Origin of the sequence: Actinomadura violacea, from assembly GCF_017573465.1 — a bacterium.
Taxonomy (GTDB): Bacteria; Actinomycetota; Actinomycetes; order Streptosporangiales; family Streptosporangiaceae; genus Spirillospora; species Spirillospora violacea.
In genome coordinates this window covers 201,133-218,641 of record NZ_JAGEPF010000004.1, presented here as the reverse complement: position 1 = coordinate 218,641, position 17,509 = coordinate 201,133, and the positions used below count along the sequence as shown (strand labels likewise).

Genomic DNA, 17,509 nt, shown 5'->3' with positions numbered 1-17,509 from the left:
CTAGTCCCCTGCCAGTGGCCATGTCGGTCCGGAACCTGAAACAGGCCATGTCGGTCCCGCGTCCGATGTCTTCGGTGTTGACGTCTTCTTGGTCGGGGGCATCGGATCCCCGCCGAGCAGCCGGTTGAGCTTCCGGATCTTTGCCTCGATCGCGGCTTCGTGCTCGTCGTAGACGTGTGCCGTTGCGTAGAGCTTCTTCACGACGGCCTGCATGGCGTAGATGAACCGCATGTGGTGGTCGGTGATCGCGGCGTGCGCCGTGGACGCCGTCGAGGCGAGCTGGGAGGCGGCGTCCCACTGGCCGTAGGCGGTGGGCGCGGCGGAGCCGGCGGCCTGCAGGTGGGCGGTGGCCGTCGAGATCACTTCCTCGAGTTGCTTCTCGAGCCTGCGCGCCAGGGTCTTCAAGTCGCCGACGACGAGGTCGGGGCCCTTGCTGTCGAGTCCGGGCCAGGCGCGCGTGTTCGGCGGCAGGCCTGGGGGCGTCGGCGGCACGAGTACCTCCGTGTGGGGAGCGAGGAACCATGAGGCGCGGGGACTTGAACAGCGATCTTTCCGAAGCGCAACGCGGCTGTCAAAGGCACTGTCGAGGGATACCGGCATTTCGGGCTGCCGTTGTGGCGCCGGGTTGCGCCTGCTCGGGAGTGGATACTTCGGGGGCGGTGTGAGTTGCCTGGTGAGGGGTAGTCGTTAGGTATTGAACTACGTGCGGACGGTGTGGGACGCTTCGCTGACCGGGATCTCGTCGGTGAGGAGTCGGACGTGACCGCAGCGGTCGAGGGCGTCGAGGCGTGGCATGGGCTTTACGAGGCGCTCGCCGAGGAGCACGACTATGAGATCGGCGAGATCGACGGGCGCCTTCCGGACGGTCTGGTCGGGACGCTCTATCGGAACGGTCCAGGGCGCTGGCAGGTCGGCGAGACCCTGCTCGACCACATTTTCGACGGTGACGGAATGCTGTCGCTGTTCGCGTTCCCGGGTGACGGGCGGATCCATTACCGGAATCGGTACGTAAGAACGAGGCATTACCGTTTCGGGCAGCGGAAAGGGCGGGTCGGGCTGCGCGGGCTCGGGACGCAGCGGCCGGGCGGGGTGGCGGGCAACATGCTGCGGCCGCCGGCGAACGTCGCCAACACTGGGGTGATCCTGCACGGCGGGCAGTTGCTGGCGCTGTGGGAAGGGGGCCGTCCGTACCGGCTGGATCCCGACAGCCTCGAGACCATCGGCGAGCATTCGTTCGATGGACGGCTGAAGCTGATGTCCGCCTTCTCGGCGCATCCGTCGCGCTGTCCGGAGACCGGCGAGCTGTTCAACTTCGGAATGGACTTCACGCGGCTGCGGAGCCTGCGCTGCTACCGGGTCGACCCGGGCGGGAAGCTGCAGCACATGCCGCGGATATCGCTGCCGTACAGTCCGTGGAACCATGACTTCGCGCTCACTCGGCGCCATCTGGTGTTCGTCATCAACCCGGTCATTCCGAAGGTGGCGCCGATCCTGCTGGGAACCGGGTCCATTGCGGACGCCCTAACGTATGAGCCGCATCGTCCGACGTGTTTTGCGATCGTTCCGCGGGACGGCGGTAAAGGGCGGATTATCGAGCATGAGGCTCTGCTCGGGTTTCATTTCGTCAATGCCTTCGAAGACGGCGACGACATCGTTGTGGAATTCGTGCGATTCGCCGACTGGGACCAGGTGGCCACCAGGTTCCGCGACTTCCGGACCAGCGACTTCCCCTGGGGTGACGCGCTGATGCGCTACCGCGTCACCCCGTCCGGAAGGATCGAGGAGCAGGAAGTGTGCGCGGGGCCGATGGAACTGCCGCACGCCGACGTCCGGCAGGCCGGGCGCCCGCACCGTTACACCTATTTCGCCGGCCGGACGAAGACCAGTACGGGCGTTCACGCGTACGACCACGTCACCGGCCGCCGGACGACCCACGAACTGCCGCCCGGGCATGGGTTCGGCGAGCCGGTGTTCGTGCCCCGTGCGCCCGACGCGGACGAAGGGGACGGCTGGTTGCTGACCCTCGCCTACGACCCGGACGAGCACCGCTCGCGCCTGCTGATCCTGGATGCCCGGGACGTCGAGGCCGAGCCGCTCGCCGTCGCCCACCTGCGCCACCACATCCCGATGGGCTTCCACGGCTCGTTCACCGACCGGGTGGCCGCCACGTCCTGACCGTGGGAGGAGGGCCGCGTCATTCGAGAGCGAGGTCCAATTCTGCGGCGGCCTCTTTGAATGCGGCGGCCACCGCGTCGGAGAAACTGTTCTCGTATGCAGTCCTGTTCGTCGGGAAGGGAACGGCCTCCGCATAGATGCCATCGAGGACGAGATGCGCCCGGCGGACCGTCGAGCCCTTTCCGTGCTCCTCGTAGGCGCGCTTCCAAATGGGGCGGGGCTCTTCCGTGACGAGCCGGTCGACGAGTCCGATGAGGCGGCGTGTCAGGGCGCCGGAGACGTCGCCGACGACGACCTCCTGATCTTCCGCGTCCGGCTCCGGCCCCGTCCATCGCACCGGCCGCTGGAGCATCCGGTAGACGGCGTCCTCCAGCATCGTGCGCAGGCTCGCGGCGGGACGCAGATCCTGGTACTCGTCGGTATGCCCCTCGGCGAGGCGCCTGGTCAGCGCCTTCACACTCGCCCAGTGCCGTTTCGGCACGCGGGGGTCGTGGGCGAGGCCGAGCGTGGCGCGCCACTGGCCGTGAAAGCCGCGGGCGGCCTCCGCCACCGCTTCGGTCAGGTCCGCGGTCCGGTAGACGGGCCGGGACGGGCCCGTCTCGACCGGGACGGGGTCCGCCGTCAGTGCATCGAGCAGGGCGTTGAGCTCCCGCATCGTGCGGGCGGCCGCCTTCGGTCGCGGATCGGCACGGTCCGGGGCGAGGGCCCTTTCGATGCCGCCCACGAAATGCCGTGCCTCGTCCAGCCGGCGCCGCAGGACCCTTTCGGCGATCCCGAGTTCTTCGCGGATCTCGTTCAACACGTTCTCGGCGGAGGCCAGCACATGCCTCTTCCGGTCGGCGACCGTGTGCAGGTTGTCCCCGGTGACGAGGTCGAAGTGGGTGAAGAGGAAATGGAGTTTCTCGCCGTTGCCGGTAGCGGCGGCCGTGCGCATCACGGCGACGGGGGCGGCCTGCATGGGCTGCTGGGCGTTGTCGACCAGGACGATCGCGTCGACCTCGTCCAGCCGCCTGCGCAGCCGGGTCGAGACCGCGGCGACCGATCCGGGGATGTGCCCGAGGCCCTCGCCGTCGATGAGGACGAGCCGTGCCTCGCGTTCCGCCCACAGCGGCCGGAACGGTCCGCGGACCCGGATCCCGTCGACGAGCGGCGTCAGCAGCCGCCCGAAGAGGGCGGCCCGATTGCTGGAGAACCGGGTGACGACCCGCAGGAACTCGGCGCGGTCGCCTGAGTCCCAGGTCCACGACACCGGCCAGCCGTCGCCGTCCCGGTGCAGGTCGCCCGCTTCGAGCAGGTCGAAGCGCGCGGCGATCTCCGCCAGCAGCGTCTCGACGATCCGCTCGCAGACGGCGGAGCGGCGGACGCGGTTCTCGAGTTCGTCCTCGACGATCTCCTCGTCGGTGCGGTCGTCGTCGCCGGGCGCACGGCGGACGGAAAGGCCGGCGAGCTCTCCCGCGACGACGGCCCGGACGGCCTGGACCGCGGACCGGACGAGTTCCGTCGTCGCGGGATCGGCCGCCCGCACGCCCGGCGCCTCGTCGCCGTCCGCCTCGTCCTCGAACTCGTCGACGTCGTCGTCCGGGCCGGCGGGCCCGGGCGGAGCCGCGCGGCCCAGCACGTGGCTGAACCTGAAGCGCTGGCTGACGTGGTCGAGGAGCTTGTCCTGGACGACGTCCGGGGGCCGCCTTTCGAACACCGCCTTCGCTGTCTCCCACACGTTGTCGCGCAGGTGCCCGGCGATCTCGTCGCGTCCGGCGAAGGTGACCGCGGCGTGGTAGCGGCCGCCGCCGGACATGATGATCTCGGTGTCGGCGACGGTGGTCTTCGCCGCGGACGTGGACGGGAACCGCTCGGTCGCCGGGTCGGTGCCGAGCAGCTGCCGGACGGCGGTGGTCTTGCCCGCACCGGTGGTGCCGAGCAGCAGGACCCGCCGGTACCCCTCCGCGGTGGACGGGAGCGGCAGCAGTTCGTCGCGCAGCGCGGCGGAGTCGCGGCGCCCGCCGACCGCGCGGGACCGCCCGGCGCCCGACGCGGCCCGCCACTGCTCCTCGACCTCTCCGGCGAGGACGGGCTGCATCCGCCAGATCCCAAGCGCGCGCGGTGCGGGCACCGGATCGGGAAGGAGCACCGTGTCCGCGAGGCGCCAGTGGACGAACCGCCTGCCGGCCCAGGGCCCGCAGGTGCAGGACCGTCCGTCGCACACGTCCACGAGCCGCGCCACGGCGACGATCTCGTTCCGGCCCGTGCAGGCCGCTATGACCTCCTCCTGCGGGAGGCCCGTCAACTCGGCGGTCCGCCGTAGCAGGACCTCGTCGGTCGACTCGCCGGCGCAGATGGCGAGCAGGCCGCGCCGTTCGGTGGAGTAGGAGCGGTCGTAGACGTCCTGATGGCCGTGGGCGATCGCCCACGCCGCGGGCTGCGGCACGGTCAGTGCCCAAGAGATCTCAGACAAGGGGTTCTTCCTCGAAGGACGGTCAGCGGTTGCCGAGGGGGACGGTGACGCCGCCGGAGAACACGGAGTCGTGCAGGTCCAGGGCCTTGAGGCGGATGCCGCGCGGGACGTCGAAGATGAGGATCCCGTCGACGGAGTTGCCCGGGTTGATCTGCTCGAGGAACGACTTCGACTCGTCGCCCATCATCACGGTGGCGCCGCCGTCGGTGTCGAACTTGCGTCCCTTGGTGTCGTAGAGGGTCTGGTTCCCGGCGGTGAAGGTGCGGGCCTTGTCGCCGATGTTCTCGACGGTCACGTAGATGAGGACGTACTGGCCCTGTGCGGTGTTGCCGAAATACTCGTCCCCGACCCGCTTCACGCCCTTCTTCACCTTGGTGACGGTGAAGGCGAACTTTCCGTCGCGGTACTCCCGGCCGATTCCGTTCACGACGACCGTCTTCGATGGTGTCGCCTTGGCGGTCCTGCTCGGAGTGCTCTTCGGGCTGGACGCCTTACGCGCGGACGTTGCGTGGGACGTGCTCGGTGTCGCCGATGGGCTGTCCGCTGTCGCGCCCACGATCACGCCGCAAGCGCCCATGAGGAAGAGCGTTGCGACGGTACCGATGACCGCGTACAGGCAGCCCTTGCCCTTCTGCTTAGGCGGCGGATATCCGGGCGGTGGAACGGGGCCGTTGTAGCGGGGAAAGTGGCCGGGCGGCGGCGGGACCACACCCGGCGGGGGCAAGACGGCGCCGGGCGGGGGCTGGGGCACCGACGGCGGGACGGGGCGCGGGGCGTGGGGCTGGTCGGGGGCCATGTCGGGCTCCATGGATCGGTCAGGCCGCGAGGCCGGATGAGTCGGGGGAGTGGTGCCAGTCCCGCAGGAACGCCTCGACGAGGCTTCCGGCGCGGGCGGTGGAGTCGAAGACCTCGATGGCGCGGCGCCGGGCGATCGACGCGAGCGAGTCGGCGGCCTCGTTGAGCGGGTGACCGGAATGCCCCTTGACGTGCTCGACGCGCAGCCCGGGCATCCGCGCCACCCGGCCGGCGAGCCGGACGAGCGAGGGGACGGCGCCGTAGCGGCGGGGCCGCAGGTCGTAGCCGTTCGGCATGCGGCCGGTGTCGCCGCGCCGCCAGGCCCGCAGGTACCGCAGCGCCGGGAGGCTGTCGAGCAGCAGCACCAGACCGGCGTCGGCGCCGTCGCCGTCCAGCCGGTCGAGCAGCAGCCCGACCGCGCGCAGTTCGCTGACCAGGACCCTCGCGGGGCCGGTCGGGTCCTGCGGGCCGAACGTCCAGCCGTGCATGCCCCACCGGCCGTCGTCGACGACGTAGCCGAGCCCGCAGGTGCCGCGCCGCCAGCCGGCGTCGGTCGCGGCGACGAGGACGCCTGAGCGCCCGGCCGGGCCGGGCACCCGCCCCTGTGCCGGCGTCCTGCCGCCGCGCCGTCCGGCGGGGCGCGGGACCTGCGGGCAGCCCTCCGGATGGGTCCCGCGGTCGACGTAGTGCTCGGCCTCGGTGGCGAGCATTTCGGCGATTCCGGCGTCACCGTGCCGGACGGCGGCGAAGCACAGCCACAGCAGCCGTCGTGCGACGCCACAGCACGCGCATCCCGCGGCGCGGGTCGCGCATGCGCGCAGCCGCTGGGTGCGGGCGGCGACGGCCGGCGGGGCGATCGCCTGCGCGCCATCGAACTCGGTGAGCGGCATCGTCGGGGCGTACATGATCGGTCAACTCCGCTCTTCGGGGGCGGTGACGTACACAGCAAACCACACGAGAGACTGTGAATGCAATCAACCAATTTCATACGGGTCGCTGTGGGCTGGTCTGGGCATCACGAGGTGGCTAGTGTGAATGTGATCAACCGCTGAAACGCGGCCGGAACCGGGGCGCTAGGCTGAGGCCGCCGGAACCGGCCCTGGGCTCGGCTGATGGGAGTGCCCGTGACGAACGACGCGACGGTGACCGCGGCGGACATCGCCCGCCTGGCGGGCGTCGGGCGGGCGGCCGTGAGCAACTGGCGGCGCCGCCACGACGACTTCCCGCGGCCGGTCGGCGGGACCGCGGTCAGCCCCGCGTTCTCCCTCGCCGAGGTGGAGGGCTGGCTGCTCGGGCAGGGCAAGCTGACCGGGTCGCCGGTGCGCGAGCGCGTGTGGCAGACGCTCCGCCAAACCGTCGCCGGGGACGCCGACCTCGCGGGCGTCCTGGCGTTTGCGGGCGCCTTCCTGCTCTACCTGAACGGCGACCCGGCCGGATGGCGCGGCCTTTCCAGCAGGCCGGACAAGGACGTCGCCGTCGGCCTGCCGGGGGCGCTCCGCGATGCGGCCGCGCTCGTCCCCGGCCTGGCGGACGCCGCCGCGCTACCGCGCCGGCTGTCAGGCGAGCAGGTCGCGGTCGTCCGGACGCTCGCCGAGCTCGCGGACGAGCTGGGCGCCGCCGAGACGTTCGAGTTCCTGCGCACCCGCTACCTGGAGCACCACAGCCGCCGCGTCTACCTGACGCCGGAGCCGGTCGTCCGGCTGATGCTGGACCTCGGCCGCAGTGCCCATCGGCCCGACGACGCGGGAGCGGAAGCGGACGCCACCGTGTTCGACCCCGCATGCGGGACGGGGGCGTTTCTGACCATGGCGCACGAGACGTCCGGGGACGGCACCGGCCTGCTGCTCGGCGAGGAGATCGACGACACGACGGCGCGCATGACCGCGATCCGCTTGGCGTTGCTCGGCGCGCGCGCGGAGGTATGTCCCGGTGACTCGCTTCGCGCGGACGCGTTCACCGGCCGGACGGCCGACCTCGTCGTCTCGAACCCGCCCTTCAACGACCGAAGCTGGGGCTACGAGGAGCTGACCGGGGACCCGCGCTGGGAGTACGGGCTGCCACCGCGCATGGAGTCGGAACTCGCATGGCTCCAGCACGGCCTCGCGCACGCGCGTCCCGGCGGAAGCGTCGTCATGCTGATGCCTCCGGCCGTGGCCAACCGCCGTTCCGGCCGACGCATACGCTCCGAGCTGCTCCGTAGGGGCACGCTAAGGGCGGTCATAGGGCTGCCCGCAGGCGCCGTCCCGAACATGGCGGTCGCGCTGACGGTGTGGATCCTGAGGAGGCCCGCCCCAGGAGACCACCCCGCCGACGACGTCCTCATGGTCGACACCTCAGCGGAGCCCGACGCCTTCCAGGACGTGGCTCTGGAGGCATGGCGCCGCTACCTCCGTAAGCCCGAGGCCGCGGACGACGGCACCGGCCGCAGCGTCGTCGTCCGCATCATCGATCTGCTCGACGACGAGGTGGATCTGACACCCGCGCGCTATCTGCCGCAGGGCGGCGCGACGGAATCCGTAGGCGCGTTCACCGCGGAATGGGAACGCCTAGAGCAGAAGATGGCCGAGCTACCGGGCGTGGTGTCGGGGCTGTCCGCCCTCACCGAGGCCCAGGCGCGCGACGAAGCGGCCATGACGACGATCGGTGAACTCGCCAAGGGCGGAGTCCTGGAGATCCTGCGCTCCGGCGTCAAGGTGAAGCCGGAGGAGGGCCCGGACCCGGCCCTGACCCTGGACGACGTCATCGAAGGCCGCGGCGCCACCGGTTCGGCCGCGCCCGGCCCCGACGACGTCCGCATCGCCGCCGGAGACGTCGTCGTCCCGATGGCCGCCCGCCACCCGGTGGCGCGCGTCGTCCGCGACGGCGGCGCGGTGCTCGGCCCCGGCCTGGCGCTGGTCCGCGTCGACCCCGCCCGCGCCGACCCCGACTTCGTCGCCGGCTGGCTGCGGCTCGGCGCGCGCGACGCCCGGCTGCGCAGCTCGACCTCGACCGCCCGCTTCGACGTCCGCCGCGCCCGGCTGCCGCGCCTCACCCGCGGCGAACAGGAGGAGCTCGGCGCCGCGTTCCGACGCCTGGCCGACCTGGAGGCGGGCCTGCGGGAGCTTCAGGAGCTGGGCGGGACGGTCGTGCGGCTCGGCCTGGAGGGGCTCGGCGCCGGTACGCTGCGTCCGGAAGGCTGATTCCGGACGCGCGGGATGCGTCGGGAAGGCCGACCCCGGCAGAAGAGGTGGGCGTTGCAGCGGGGCGATCTCCTCGGGGAGCGCGGACGCTATGAGCTCGATCAGCCGATCGGGCGCGGCGGCATGGGCGAGGTGTGGCGCGCCTACGACCGGGTCCTCGACCGCCGCCTCGCCGTCAAGTTCACGCGTGTGGGGGACGAGTCGCTCGTCGGGCGGTTCGAGCAGGAAGCGCGTAGCACGGCCTGGTTCGAGCATCCAGGTGTCCCGACGGTCTACGACTTCGGCAGCCACGATGGTTCGTTCTACTTGGTGATGCAGTACGTCGAGGGCATGACGGTCGACCATCTCCTCGATGCCTACGAGAGGCTGCCGGTGTCGTGGGCCGCGCTCATCGCGGCGCAGGTGTGCGCAGTGCTGAGCGTCGCGCATCAGCGTCCGCTGGTGCACCGTGACCTGAAGCCGAGCAACCTGATGCTGTGCCGGGACGGCTCGGTGAAAGTTCTCGATTTCGGCGCTGCCGTTGGGCTCGGCCCAGGGGATGTACGGCGGACCACGACCGGCCTAGGCGCGCCCTACACGCCCGGCTACACCGCTGTGGAGCAGGTGTATGGGAGTCCCGGTCCGCAAAGCGATCTGTACTCCGTCGGCTGCGTCCTGTACGAGATGCTCACCGGACGCCAGGTGTTCCCTGGGGCGACGCCGTATGAGGTGATGCGCCGCCATGAGGACGAGACACCCACGCCACCCCGCCGGCTAAGCACGGACGTTCCGCCTGGTCTCGACGCGCTCGTCCTGCAGCTTCTCGCGAAGCAACCGGCCGACCGCCCGGGCGACGCCGAGGAGGTCTACCACCGCCTCATGGAGTTCGTCGCGGCGCTGGAACCGTTGCCGGGAGCCGTGGACGCGACTGCACCATCACGCCTGTACTCCAACGCCGTCACCCGCATCCAACTGACGGGCAGTGCACCGGCGCCACGTACGGAAGAGCCCGCTGAGCTGCCCACGCCGGACGACGTCGCCCGGATACGCGAGGAGGCGGCCGAGCTCGCCGCCGCCGGACGGTACACGCAGGCCGCCGAACTGCTCTCCGAGACCGCGGAGCCCGCCCGCATAGCGCTCGGCGACGACGACCCCGAGTTCGCGGGGCTGCGCCTGGACCTCGCCGACGTGCTCTTCAACGGAGGCGACTACCGGCGGGCCGTCCACGCCTATCGCGCCGCCGCCGTGGCCCTGGCGGAATGGAGCGGCCCCGACGACCGCGACGTCCTGCACTGCCGCGAACGCGAGGCGATCTGCCAGGCGCAACTGGGCGCCACCGACACCGCCCTCGGGCACATGCGCGAACTGCTCGACGAGGTCGCCCACGAAGGCCCCTATAACGCGTCCGCGTTCCGGCTAAGGGAGAGCATCGCGCGCCTGAACCTCGCCGCAGGCCGCACCGACGAGGCCCGCGAACAGCTCTCCTCCTTGGTGGACGACCTACAGGGCCTCTATGGCGACCACCATCCGCAGATGGCCGACCTCACGGCCCTGCTGGACGAACTCACGCAGGCAGGAACGGGCTAGGCGACGACGCATACGACACGTACAGGTTGTCCCGCGCGCGCGTGCACGCCACGAAGAGCAGGCACCGCTCCTTCTGGACGTCCTGTGCGTGCGCCTTCGGGTCCTCCTCCTCCGGCGTGATGGCGCGGGCCGACGGCAGCGAGTTCTCGTCCGCCCCGACCACCGCGACGCACCGGAACTCAAGCCCCTTCATCTTGTGCATCGTTCCGACCCGGACACCCGCCGACTTGCTCGGCACGTGGTACGCCGCGATCCCGGTGTCCTTCAACCGCTCGACGATCCTGCGTGCGACGTAGTTGTAGCGGGTGGCGACGCCGATCGCGCTCGGCTCGACGCCCTCGTCCAGCCAGGCCCGCACCTGCGCGGCGAGCCCGTCCAGCTCCTCGTCCGGGTCGGTGAACGGCCGCACCCCGGGGCGGCGCCCGTGGATCGGGGACCGGTAGCCGTCCAGCGTGTCGGCGGAGTCGTCCAGGCCCTGCGCCGGCCCCAGCCCCAGCAGCGGCACGGACCAGGCGAGGATCTCCTGCGTGGTCCGGTAGTTGAGCCGCAGCTTCGTGCTGCGCCCCCGCACGTTGATGCCGAGGCTCGCCAGCGACACGTGGCTGTCGTAGATCCGCTGGTGCGGGTCCCCGACGATGAACAGGTCGTCCGGGCCCTCGGCGACGAGCCGGCGCAGCAGCCGCCACTGCGCCGGATGGATGTCCTGCGCCTCGTCGATGATCACGTGGTCGTACTCGGGCCGCTCCGCCAGGTCGGCGGCCTCGTTCGCCAGCTGCGGGAACGTCGACTTCCCGGCCGCCGCGAGCCCGCCGGTCACCTCCCGGACGGCCCGCCACACCACCGACCGCTGCGCCTTCCCCAGCGGGACGCCGCGTCCCGTCCGCGTGCACGCCAGGTACTCGTCCTCGGTCTGCAGGTCCTGCGCGAGGATGATCTGCTCCCATTCCCGGCTCAGGAACGCCGGTGAGAACGGCGTCCCGGCCGCCGCGTCCTCCCACAGGGAATCGAGCACGTCCGGACCGGCGATGTTCGGCCGATGGTGCCGGCCGACGACCGAATAGGTGATGGCGTCCACGTTCTTCACGTGAATGCGGCCCTTCACCTCCTCGTCGTCGACGAGCAGTCCCAATTGCCGGTCCAGCGCCTGCGCCAGGTTCTTGGTGAAGGTCGTGAGCAGCACCCGGCCGCCCTTTTCCGCCAGGAACCGCGCCCGGTGCAGGGCCGTGACCGTCTTGCCCGTCCCCGCACCGCCCGTGACCTGCGCCGGGCCGCTGTAGGACGGCCGCAGCGCCACCCGCCGCTGCACCGGATGCAGGAAGATCCGCCACGTGTCGAACGGGTGCGCGAGGATGTCGGCGAGCTCCTCCGGACCGCTGACGAACGCGACCTCCCCGGGCGTCCGCCGCATCGCCGTGACCAGGTCGTCCGGGTCGACCGGCCGCGGCTCCTCCTCCGCCGGAAGGCACTGCGCGACCTCCGCCCACGCCTGCTGGACGTTCTGCCCCGTCGCCAGCGCGAGCAGCGCGATGTACTGCGGCTCCGGCAGCAGTTTCTCCAGCGCCTGCAAATGCGCCTCGGTCGTCAGCAACCGGACGAGCGGAATCAGTTCCTCGTCGATTCCGAGCCGGATCAGGTCCTTGTCGAAAACGTGCCCGAGCAGCCGGAAAACAGTGCCCTCGGCGGCCTTCTCCAGCGCGGGCGACATCTGGTCCAGCGCGACCTGGTCGCGGACCTCCAGCACCCCGATCGCCTGGTTGACCGAGAACTTCCGGCTCTTGGCGTAGGCGATCGCGTCGTCGTGCCCGAGCACCGCGAGCAGGCAGTACACGTCGCCCTGCTCCGGCGCCAGCACGACTCCGCGCCAGAACAGGTCGATCCGGATCGTCCGGATCCGGGGGTCTTTCGCGTTGTTCAGCTTCTCCAGGTGCAGCCCGGCCTCGGTGTGCGCGGCGAACTTCGCGAACGCCGCCTCCACGCTCCTGCGGACCTTCGGCTCCAGCTTGGCGTACTGCGGCATGAACGAATTGGCGATGGCCAGCTGAGCCAACTCCGCACCCTTTCCCGGCACCTGACGCTCTGTAAGCCCCCCATCCTAGGAGCCTCCGCCCCAATAGTTGAACCTTGCACCACCATGTCCGCCTCCGGACACTCGTCCCTCCCGCCGCCTACCGAGCTTTGGGGGAACCTTGGGGTTCCATGCCCTTAAAGGGGTCTGTGGGGTGGAAAGTCGCTTCCATGCCGCTTCCTCCGACTCCGCCGCGGCCGGGCACCCGTCCGCGGCGGCTGGCCGCAGCCTTCGCCGGGCTGTCCGCCGTCGCGCTCCTCGGCGCCTGCGGAGAGCAGTCCCAGCAGCAGACCCAGCACGAGCCCACCCGGACGGTGACCTCGTCCCCGCCGGGGAGCCCGCCGCCTCCGGTGACCAAGACCGTCCCCGCCCCCGTGCCCAGCGGCCCCACCCCGGGCCGGCCCGGCCTCGACCCGCGCTTCCGCACCTGCAAGGAGGCCAACGCCCACGGCTACTACGACTACGTCAGGGGCGTCGACCCCGAGTACTACTGGTACACCGACCGCGACCACGACGGCATCGACTGCGAACCCGGCGAACCCGACACCTCACCCAAACCCCCCTCCTCGCCCACGGAACCCCCCACGCCGCCCACGGAACCCCCCACGCCGCCCACCGAATCACCCACGCCACCCACCGAACAGCCATCGCCCCCAACCGACGAACCGTCCACGCCCACCGAAGAGCCCTCGCCCCCCGAATCGAGCGAGCCACCGCCCACCTCGGAGCCCTCGGCACCGAGCTCGGGGGACGAGCAGAACCCGCCCCACTCGTCCGACCAGGCCCCCGGCGGCGAACCCTTCGCCACCACGCCCCACACCCACCTGACCACAAAGATGCTCTAAACCGGCCTGCGCTAGTGGGCAAGCGTGGGTGGGGTTACCAGCTTGAGCCGCTGCCTCCTCCGCCTCCTCCGCCCACGTGACCGCCGCCTGCCGTTCCGCTGCCGGTGTCGTAATTGGGAGGGGGCGTGTATGTGGTCGAGCTCGAGTGGCCGCTGCTCCTAGAGGGCGAGGACCATCGTCCGTCGGACGAGCGCGTCGGCGTGTGGCTTGGGTCTTCGAAAAGCCAGCTGAGGGCGGTGAATCGATCGATCGCCTTTTCGCTGTCCCCGGTGTAGGTGTACCAGTCGAGCTGATCGGCGTTCTCGGCGCCGAATTCTTCGACGGCGGACCAGAAACCGAGTGCCATGGCGTAAGGGAGGTGGCGCTCGCCGCCGGGCTGCTTGAGGCGCGCGCTCAACGGATAGTCCTCCAGCAGCGCCCGGACTCGGGTACCGGCGAAGTTGTAAGGCTCGATCCGTCTCAAGGTGCCCAGCGCGACCGTTCCCGCGATCCCCAGGGCGATCCCCGCGGCGGTCAGGTCGCTCACGGAGAACGAGTAGCCATTGAAGCGGCCCCACAGGTCGACGACGATCAGGACGACGCCGGCCACCAAGGCGGCGATCCCCAGCACTCGCTGCGCCACTTCGTAGTCGTAGCCGCCGAACCTCCGGACGAGCTTTCGATCGCGCAGAGCGGCGTGCGTCATCCGGTGGAGCGGCACCGACGAGGCGATCTCGCGCCGTCGCGCGGCGGTGAGCCGCGCCTTGTCCTTCGACTCGAACACCTCCTCCAGCAGCGCACGCTCGTACGGTCGGGACGGTTCGGCGTCCGAACGGCGAGTCAGGGTCAGCCACTTCCCGTTGTCGCGGATGTGGAGGTGCCCGCGGACGGCGAGATCGACCAGGACCGCCGCGAGGTCGTCGTGGAACCGCGGGCGCCGCCTCTTCGGCAGGAACAGCGCCGCCTCCGCTGGCCCCACCAGCGCGAGCAGGTCCGAACCGGGGCGCGGACGCCGCCGCCACCGGACCCATGCCCGGCCACCCAGCAAGAACGCGCAGACCAGGCCGAGCACCGTGTAGCCCGCCCACGTCACGGCCCAGGCGGGCCGGTCATAACGCGGCGGTGGCACGTGCACCACGCCCTTGGGCAACCCGATCTCGACCGTCATTCCCTGATGCGCGCCGAGCCGCTGCCCGAACGAGGCGTCGTTTCCACTGACCGTTCGGCCGCCGCAGGCGTCATGGCCGCCCTCGCGTCCGGCGAAACAGCCGGCGTACGTCGGCGAGGCCGGGGCGTTCACCCGAACGGTCGCCGCGTCGATGGGCACGTTCCAACCGGTGCCGATCGCGTCCCAGTACAGCTCTTCGTGGTCCTTGTGCGGAGTCAGCGCGCGCGCCACGTCGTAGTCGATCGCATAGGTCTGTACACCGCTGACCGTGGCGTGCTTGTCGCCGATTCGAATCGTCAGTGCATCCGCCCCACGCGCAGTGTGCGATTCGATCTGTTTCCCGTCCGCGGTCACCTGTACGTGCTCGATGTCGTAGAGGCGTCTGCCGTCGCGGTCGGGGATGACGCGCTCGATCCCGTGCCTGTCCCGCGCGTCCCCGAAGTCGTAGGCGATCACCTCGTGGACGTGCACAAGACCGTTAGGACGGATTGTGAGGTCGGCCCGATAGTCCCTGATGTGTTCCTCCGCCGCCTGCGCGGGCCACGCCATGCCGACGACCAGCAGAACGGAGAAGAGAACACCCCACCGAAAGACCCGCATGACACATGGGACGCCTGCGAGCAGCGTCTCGTTCGTCCCGTTAGACGCTCAGGAGCGGAACAGGGACACGACTAGAGGCCTTAGCCGCACCGACATCTCGTCCGGCACTTCGTCGGGCCCGCACCAGCGCGCCTCGAGGATCTCCCCGGGGTCGAGTACGAGCCGTCCACCCGTCACCCTGGCCTCGTAGTACGCCTCCACCCGCTGCTGGAAACCGCCGGCGAGGTGGAACGGAGTCCCGTTGACCTCCACCTCCAGGGAGGTCTCCTCCCGCACCTCGCGGGCCACCCCGTCCTCCAGCCGCTCGCCCGCGTTCACGTATCCGCCGGGCAGCCCCCACGCGCGGTACTCGGGCCAGAGCCGATGCCTCAGGAGCAGGATCCGCCCCTGCTCGTCCCGGACGACCCCGGCAGCGTAGACGAGGAACGTGTCATGCCTGAGCCGCGCGAGCCGCCACTGCACCCGCCCGCCCAACCTCCGCCACACCCAAACAAGCCCCCGCCGCACCACACCCCGACCACCCACCCCCGAATCCTCTCACGCCTCAGCCGACCGAGGATTGTGTTGCCGATGGAGCCTGTCTGCTTGCGAACCTGAGCAGCTTTGTTTTGGACTATGTTTGTCGCCAAAAATACGTTGGTACTTCGCTGGCGTATTTTGTTGTGAAGCAACTTCCCGTTCTTGATCCTAGCGGCCTTTCCGGTGCATTGCTGTGGAATGGTGTGCTCACGTTGCGAAAGTGGATCGAAAATCGCTTTCTCGAACTCTCGTATACGTCGTCAGACATGGTGGCCTTGGCGCAAGATCTGGGCGATGAGGGAATGCCGTTCGTGTGGGATGAGGAGCGGCGGTTCGCCATGCGGGCCGAGGTGGATGCCGCCTACTTCCACCTTTACGGTGTGGAGCGGAACGACGTCGGCTACATCTTGGACAGCTTCGGGGCATTCCGGCGGAACGACGCTGAGCGGTTCAAGCGGACGAAGGCGCTGATCCTGGACGTGTACGACGCGATGGCGAAGGCGATCGAGACGAAAGAGCCGTACAAGACCATCCTCGATCCGCCTCCAGGGCGGGGCCCGCGCCACCCCGAGCGTTAAGCGCGAGCGGGCCTGGAAACGACGGCGGCCTTGAGACGAGATGGCTCGTCTCAAGGCCGCCGGTGGTCGGGGAGCGTGCTCAGCGAGTGTCCGGGCGGATCTTGCCGAGGAGGGCCCGCCACTCGTCCTGAGTGAACTCCAGGATGGGGCTGGTGCCGTGGAGCTTGGTGTCGCGAACGCCGATCGTGCCATCGGTGGCGCGGCCCGCTTCGACGCAGTGGCCGTCCGGGTTGCTGTGGCGTGACTTGCGCCAGCTCTGGAAGTCCTTGGTCATGTTCCCGATCCTGTCTGGTCGGTGGGCCGGTTTGCCACCCGTTCGAGGAAGGCGACGCTGTCTTCGGAGGACAGGGCGGCCTCCCTCAGGCGGTCGTACATCCCGGTATACCGCGAGACTTCTGCATGCTTGGTCAGAACGATGTCAGTGGTGACGGTGTCGACCACCGCCATCGGCGGGTCGCCCGACTCAGGAAACCTGTAGAGGTAGAACGACGACTGGGGGAGATGACCTCCGGGGATCTGTACGTCGTGCGGGAGCACCCGCACGCTGATCAGCTCCTGCCCTGAGACGATCGAGATGAGATGACGGAGCTGGGCAGCCATGACCTCCGGCGGCACAGCCAGGCGGTGAATGAGGTATTCATCCAGAACGACCTCGTAGGACGGGCCGCCTGGCCGGAGAAGCTCGCGCTGTCGCTGTGCACGGGCCTGTGCCATCCGCTCCGGTTTGTAATTGATCGTGTCCTGGCTCTCATCGAGTTCGACCAGGGCGGCGAGGAACTCGGGGCACTGCAGGGCGCCGGGGATCGCGGTCTGGTCGTAGCACCGGATGTCGTGGGCGTTGTATTCGAGGTCGGCTGCGAGCTTCTGGCGGGGGCCCATGGACATGCCGTAGCGGTCCCACCAGCCCTTCTGGGCGGCCTCGCGGGCGAGCTGGAGGAGCCGGTCGTACCTGCTCCCGGTGATCTCCAGGATGTCGAGCATGTTCATGATCTCCGCGAGGTCCGGGCGGACCTGGGCGTTCTCCAGCCGGGTGATCTTCGTGCGGGAGTGGAAGACCATCTGGCCGAGCTGCTCGGTGGTCAGTCCGTGCGACTCGCGGAGTGCGCGGATCTCGGCCGCCAGTTGCCGGCGGCGTACGTAGGGGCTGGGCATGGCCGTCCTCCCGATGTCGAGATGATCACCATCTGTGTCGATCTGTGACTCTCTGCTGTCGACCACTCACCGGCAATGTAACGGTCATGTCCGGTCGAACGCTCGATCAGGACCGGGTTCGAACCCGCGCGGCGAAATCCGCACACACGAATTTCGCACGTGCGGGATTCCGGTGGAGGGCGCGGGCCCTGTGATGGGGCGGGGCCGGGACGCCGTCGTCCGGTCCGGCGGCGCGTCGTCCGACTTGCGAATCTTGGGTCATTTGTAGAGATCGGCGGGCCGCCGGGTGATCCGGTGGAACGTGCGGTTCCCCAACGCTGCGAGCGGTTCGCGAAACCTTGGCATTCGGGCGTTGTTGCCAAAGATGCCTTTGAGTTTCCTGTTATACCTGGGATCGTTCGTCCGCTTATCCTGTGGCGGAATCCGGTCACAGGTA

Annotated in this window: 14 protein-coding genes; 5 read left to right on the top strand and 9 right to left on the bottom strand. The window is 69.9% G+C overall.

The genetic code is table 11. The annotated features are described in order from the left end of the window. Positions 1-492 carry a hypothetical protein gene (locus J4709_RS06875; RefSeq protein WP_208238177.1) on the bottom strand — a complete coding sequence of 164 codons (492 nt, stop codon included), beginning with the start codon at positions 490-492 and terminating at the stop codon, positions 1-3. Between the two features lie 267 nt (positions 493-759). On the opposite strand from J4709_RS06875, the gene J4709_RS06870 reads away from it, so the two are divergent. Then, positions 760-2,175, top strand: a complete 1,416-nt coding sequence (locus J4709_RS06870; protein WP_208238175.1) for a carotenoid oxygenase family protein — start codon at positions 760-762, stop codon at positions 2,173-2,175. Between the two features lie 19 nt (positions 2,176-2,194). Here J4709_RS06870 and J4709_RS06865 read toward each other — a convergent pair whose 3' ends face one another. From J4709_RS06865 to J4709_RS06855, 3 genes are all read right to left on the bottom strand, one after another. Then, positions 2,195-4,627 (bottom strand): hypothetical protein, encoded by a 2,433-nt coding sequence (locus J4709_RS06865; protein ID WP_208238173.1) that lies wholly within the window; start codon positions 4,625-4,627, stop codon positions 2,195-2,197. A gap of 22 nt (positions 4,628-4,649) precedes the next feature. Continuing rightward, positions 4,650-5,054, bottom strand: coding sequence for a DUF4352 domain-containing protein (locus J4709_RS06860; protein WP_208238171.1), 405 nt, complete (start codon positions 5,052-5,054; stop codon positions 4,650-4,652). Between the two features lie 388 nt (positions 5,055-5,442). Beyond that, the gene (locus J4709_RS06855) at positions 5,443-6,327 is read right to left on the bottom strand and encodes a ribonuclease HI (protein WP_208238169.1); all 885 of its coding nucleotides are present in this window, start codon (positions 6,325-6,327) and stop codon (positions 5,443-5,445) included. A 219-nt stretch (positions 6,328-6,546) separates the two neighbouring features. On the opposite strand from J4709_RS06855, the gene J4709_RS06850 reads away from it, so the two are divergent. Both J4709_RS06850 and J4709_RS06845 read left to right on the top strand, forming a co-directional pair. Further along, a complete protein-coding gene (locus J4709_RS06850) occupies positions 6,547-8,601 on the top strand; it encodes an HsdM family class I SAM-dependent methyltransferase (protein ID WP_307801046.1) in 2,055 nt (684 codons plus the stop codon). A 54-nt stretch (positions 8,602-8,655) separates the two neighbouring features. Next, on the top strand, positions 8,656-10,167 hold the full coding sequence (locus J4709_RS06845) for a serine/threonine-protein kinase (RefSeq protein WP_208238165.1): 1,512 nt from the start codon (positions 8,656-8,658) through the stop codon (positions 10,165-10,167). Here the strand turns inward: J4709_RS06845 and J4709_RS06840 are convergent. Continuing rightward, positions 10,145-12,214: a UvrD-helicase domain-containing protein gene (locus tag J4709_RS06840; protein WP_208238518.1), complete on the bottom strand. Its 2,070-nt coding sequence runs from the start codon at positions 12,212-12,214 to the stop codon at positions 10,145-10,147. The genes J4709_RS06845 and J4709_RS06840 overlap by 23 nt on opposite strands. 188 nt (positions 12,215-12,402) lie before the next feature. On the opposite strand from J4709_RS06840, the gene J4709_RS06835 reads away from it, so the two are divergent. Beyond that, positions 12,403-13,077 (top strand): excalibur calcium-binding domain-containing protein, encoded by a 675-nt coding sequence (locus J4709_RS06835; protein WP_208238164.1) that lies wholly within the window; start codon positions 12,403-12,405, stop codon positions 13,075-13,077. Positions 13,078-13,111: 34 nt separating this feature from the next. Here the strand turns inward: J4709_RS06835 and J4709_RS06830 are convergent, their stop codons facing one another. Together J4709_RS06830 and J4709_RS06825 are read right to left on the bottom strand one after the other, a co-directional pair. Next, positions 13,112-14,824 (bottom strand): DUF2207 domain-containing protein, encoded by a 1,713-nt coding sequence (locus tag J4709_RS06830; RefSeq protein ID WP_208238162.1) that lies wholly within the window; start codon positions 14,822-14,824, stop codon positions 13,112-13,114. Between the two features lie 48 nt (positions 14,825-14,872). Further along, the gene (locus tag J4709_RS06825) at positions 14,873-15,286 is read right to left on the bottom strand and encodes an NUDIX hydrolase (protein WP_246342766.1); all 414 of its coding nucleotides are present in this window, start codon (positions 15,284-15,286) and stop codon (positions 14,873-14,875) included. A 200-nt stretch (positions 15,287-15,486) separates the two neighbouring features. Between J4709_RS06825 and J4709_RS06820 the strand changes: the two genes are divergently transcribed. Next, on the top strand, positions 15,487-15,921 hold the full coding sequence (locus J4709_RS06820) for a hypothetical protein (RefSeq protein WP_208238160.1): 435 nt from the start codon (positions 15,487-15,489) through the stop codon (positions 15,919-15,921). Positions 15,922-16,000: 79 nt separating this feature from the next. Here J4709_RS06820 and J4709_RS06815 read toward each other — a convergent pair whose 3' ends face one another. Both J4709_RS06815 and J4709_RS06810 read right to left on the bottom strand, forming a co-directional pair. Continuing rightward, positions 16,001-16,195 carry a DUF397 domain-containing protein gene (locus J4709_RS06815; protein WP_208238158.1) on the bottom strand — a complete coding sequence of 65 codons (195 nt, stop codon included), beginning with the start codon at positions 16,193-16,195 and terminating at the stop codon, positions 16,001-16,003. Continuing rightward, positions 16,192-17,139, bottom strand: a complete 948-nt coding sequence (locus J4709_RS06810) for a helix-turn-helix domain-containing protein (protein ID WP_307801043.1) — start codon at positions 17,137-17,139, stop codon at positions 16,192-16,194. The genes J4709_RS06815 and J4709_RS06810 overlap by 4 nt, the downstream gene beginning before the upstream one ends. Positions 17,140-17,509 lie beyond the last annotated feature (370 nt).

What these genes read in the sequence shown, in the direction of transcription:
- J4709_RS06855 (WP_208238169.1), bottom strand. Translation starts at nt 6,327, where the DNA reads ATGTACGCCCCGACGATGCCGCTCACCGAGTTCGATGGCGCGCAGGCG.
- J4709_RS06815 (WP_208238158.1), bottom strand. Translation starts at nt 16,195, where the DNA reads ATGACCAAGGACTTCCAGAGCTGGCGCAAGTCACGCCACAGCAACCCG.
- J4709_RS06830 (WP_208238162.1), bottom strand. Translation starts at nt 14,824, where the DNA reads ATGCGGGTCTTTCGGTGGGGTGTTCTCTTCTCCGTTCTGCTGGTCGTC.
- J4709_RS06835 (WP_208238164.1), top strand. Translation starts at nt 12,403, where the DNA reads ATGCCGCTTCCTCCGACTCCGCCGCGGCCGGGCACCCGTCCGCGGCGG.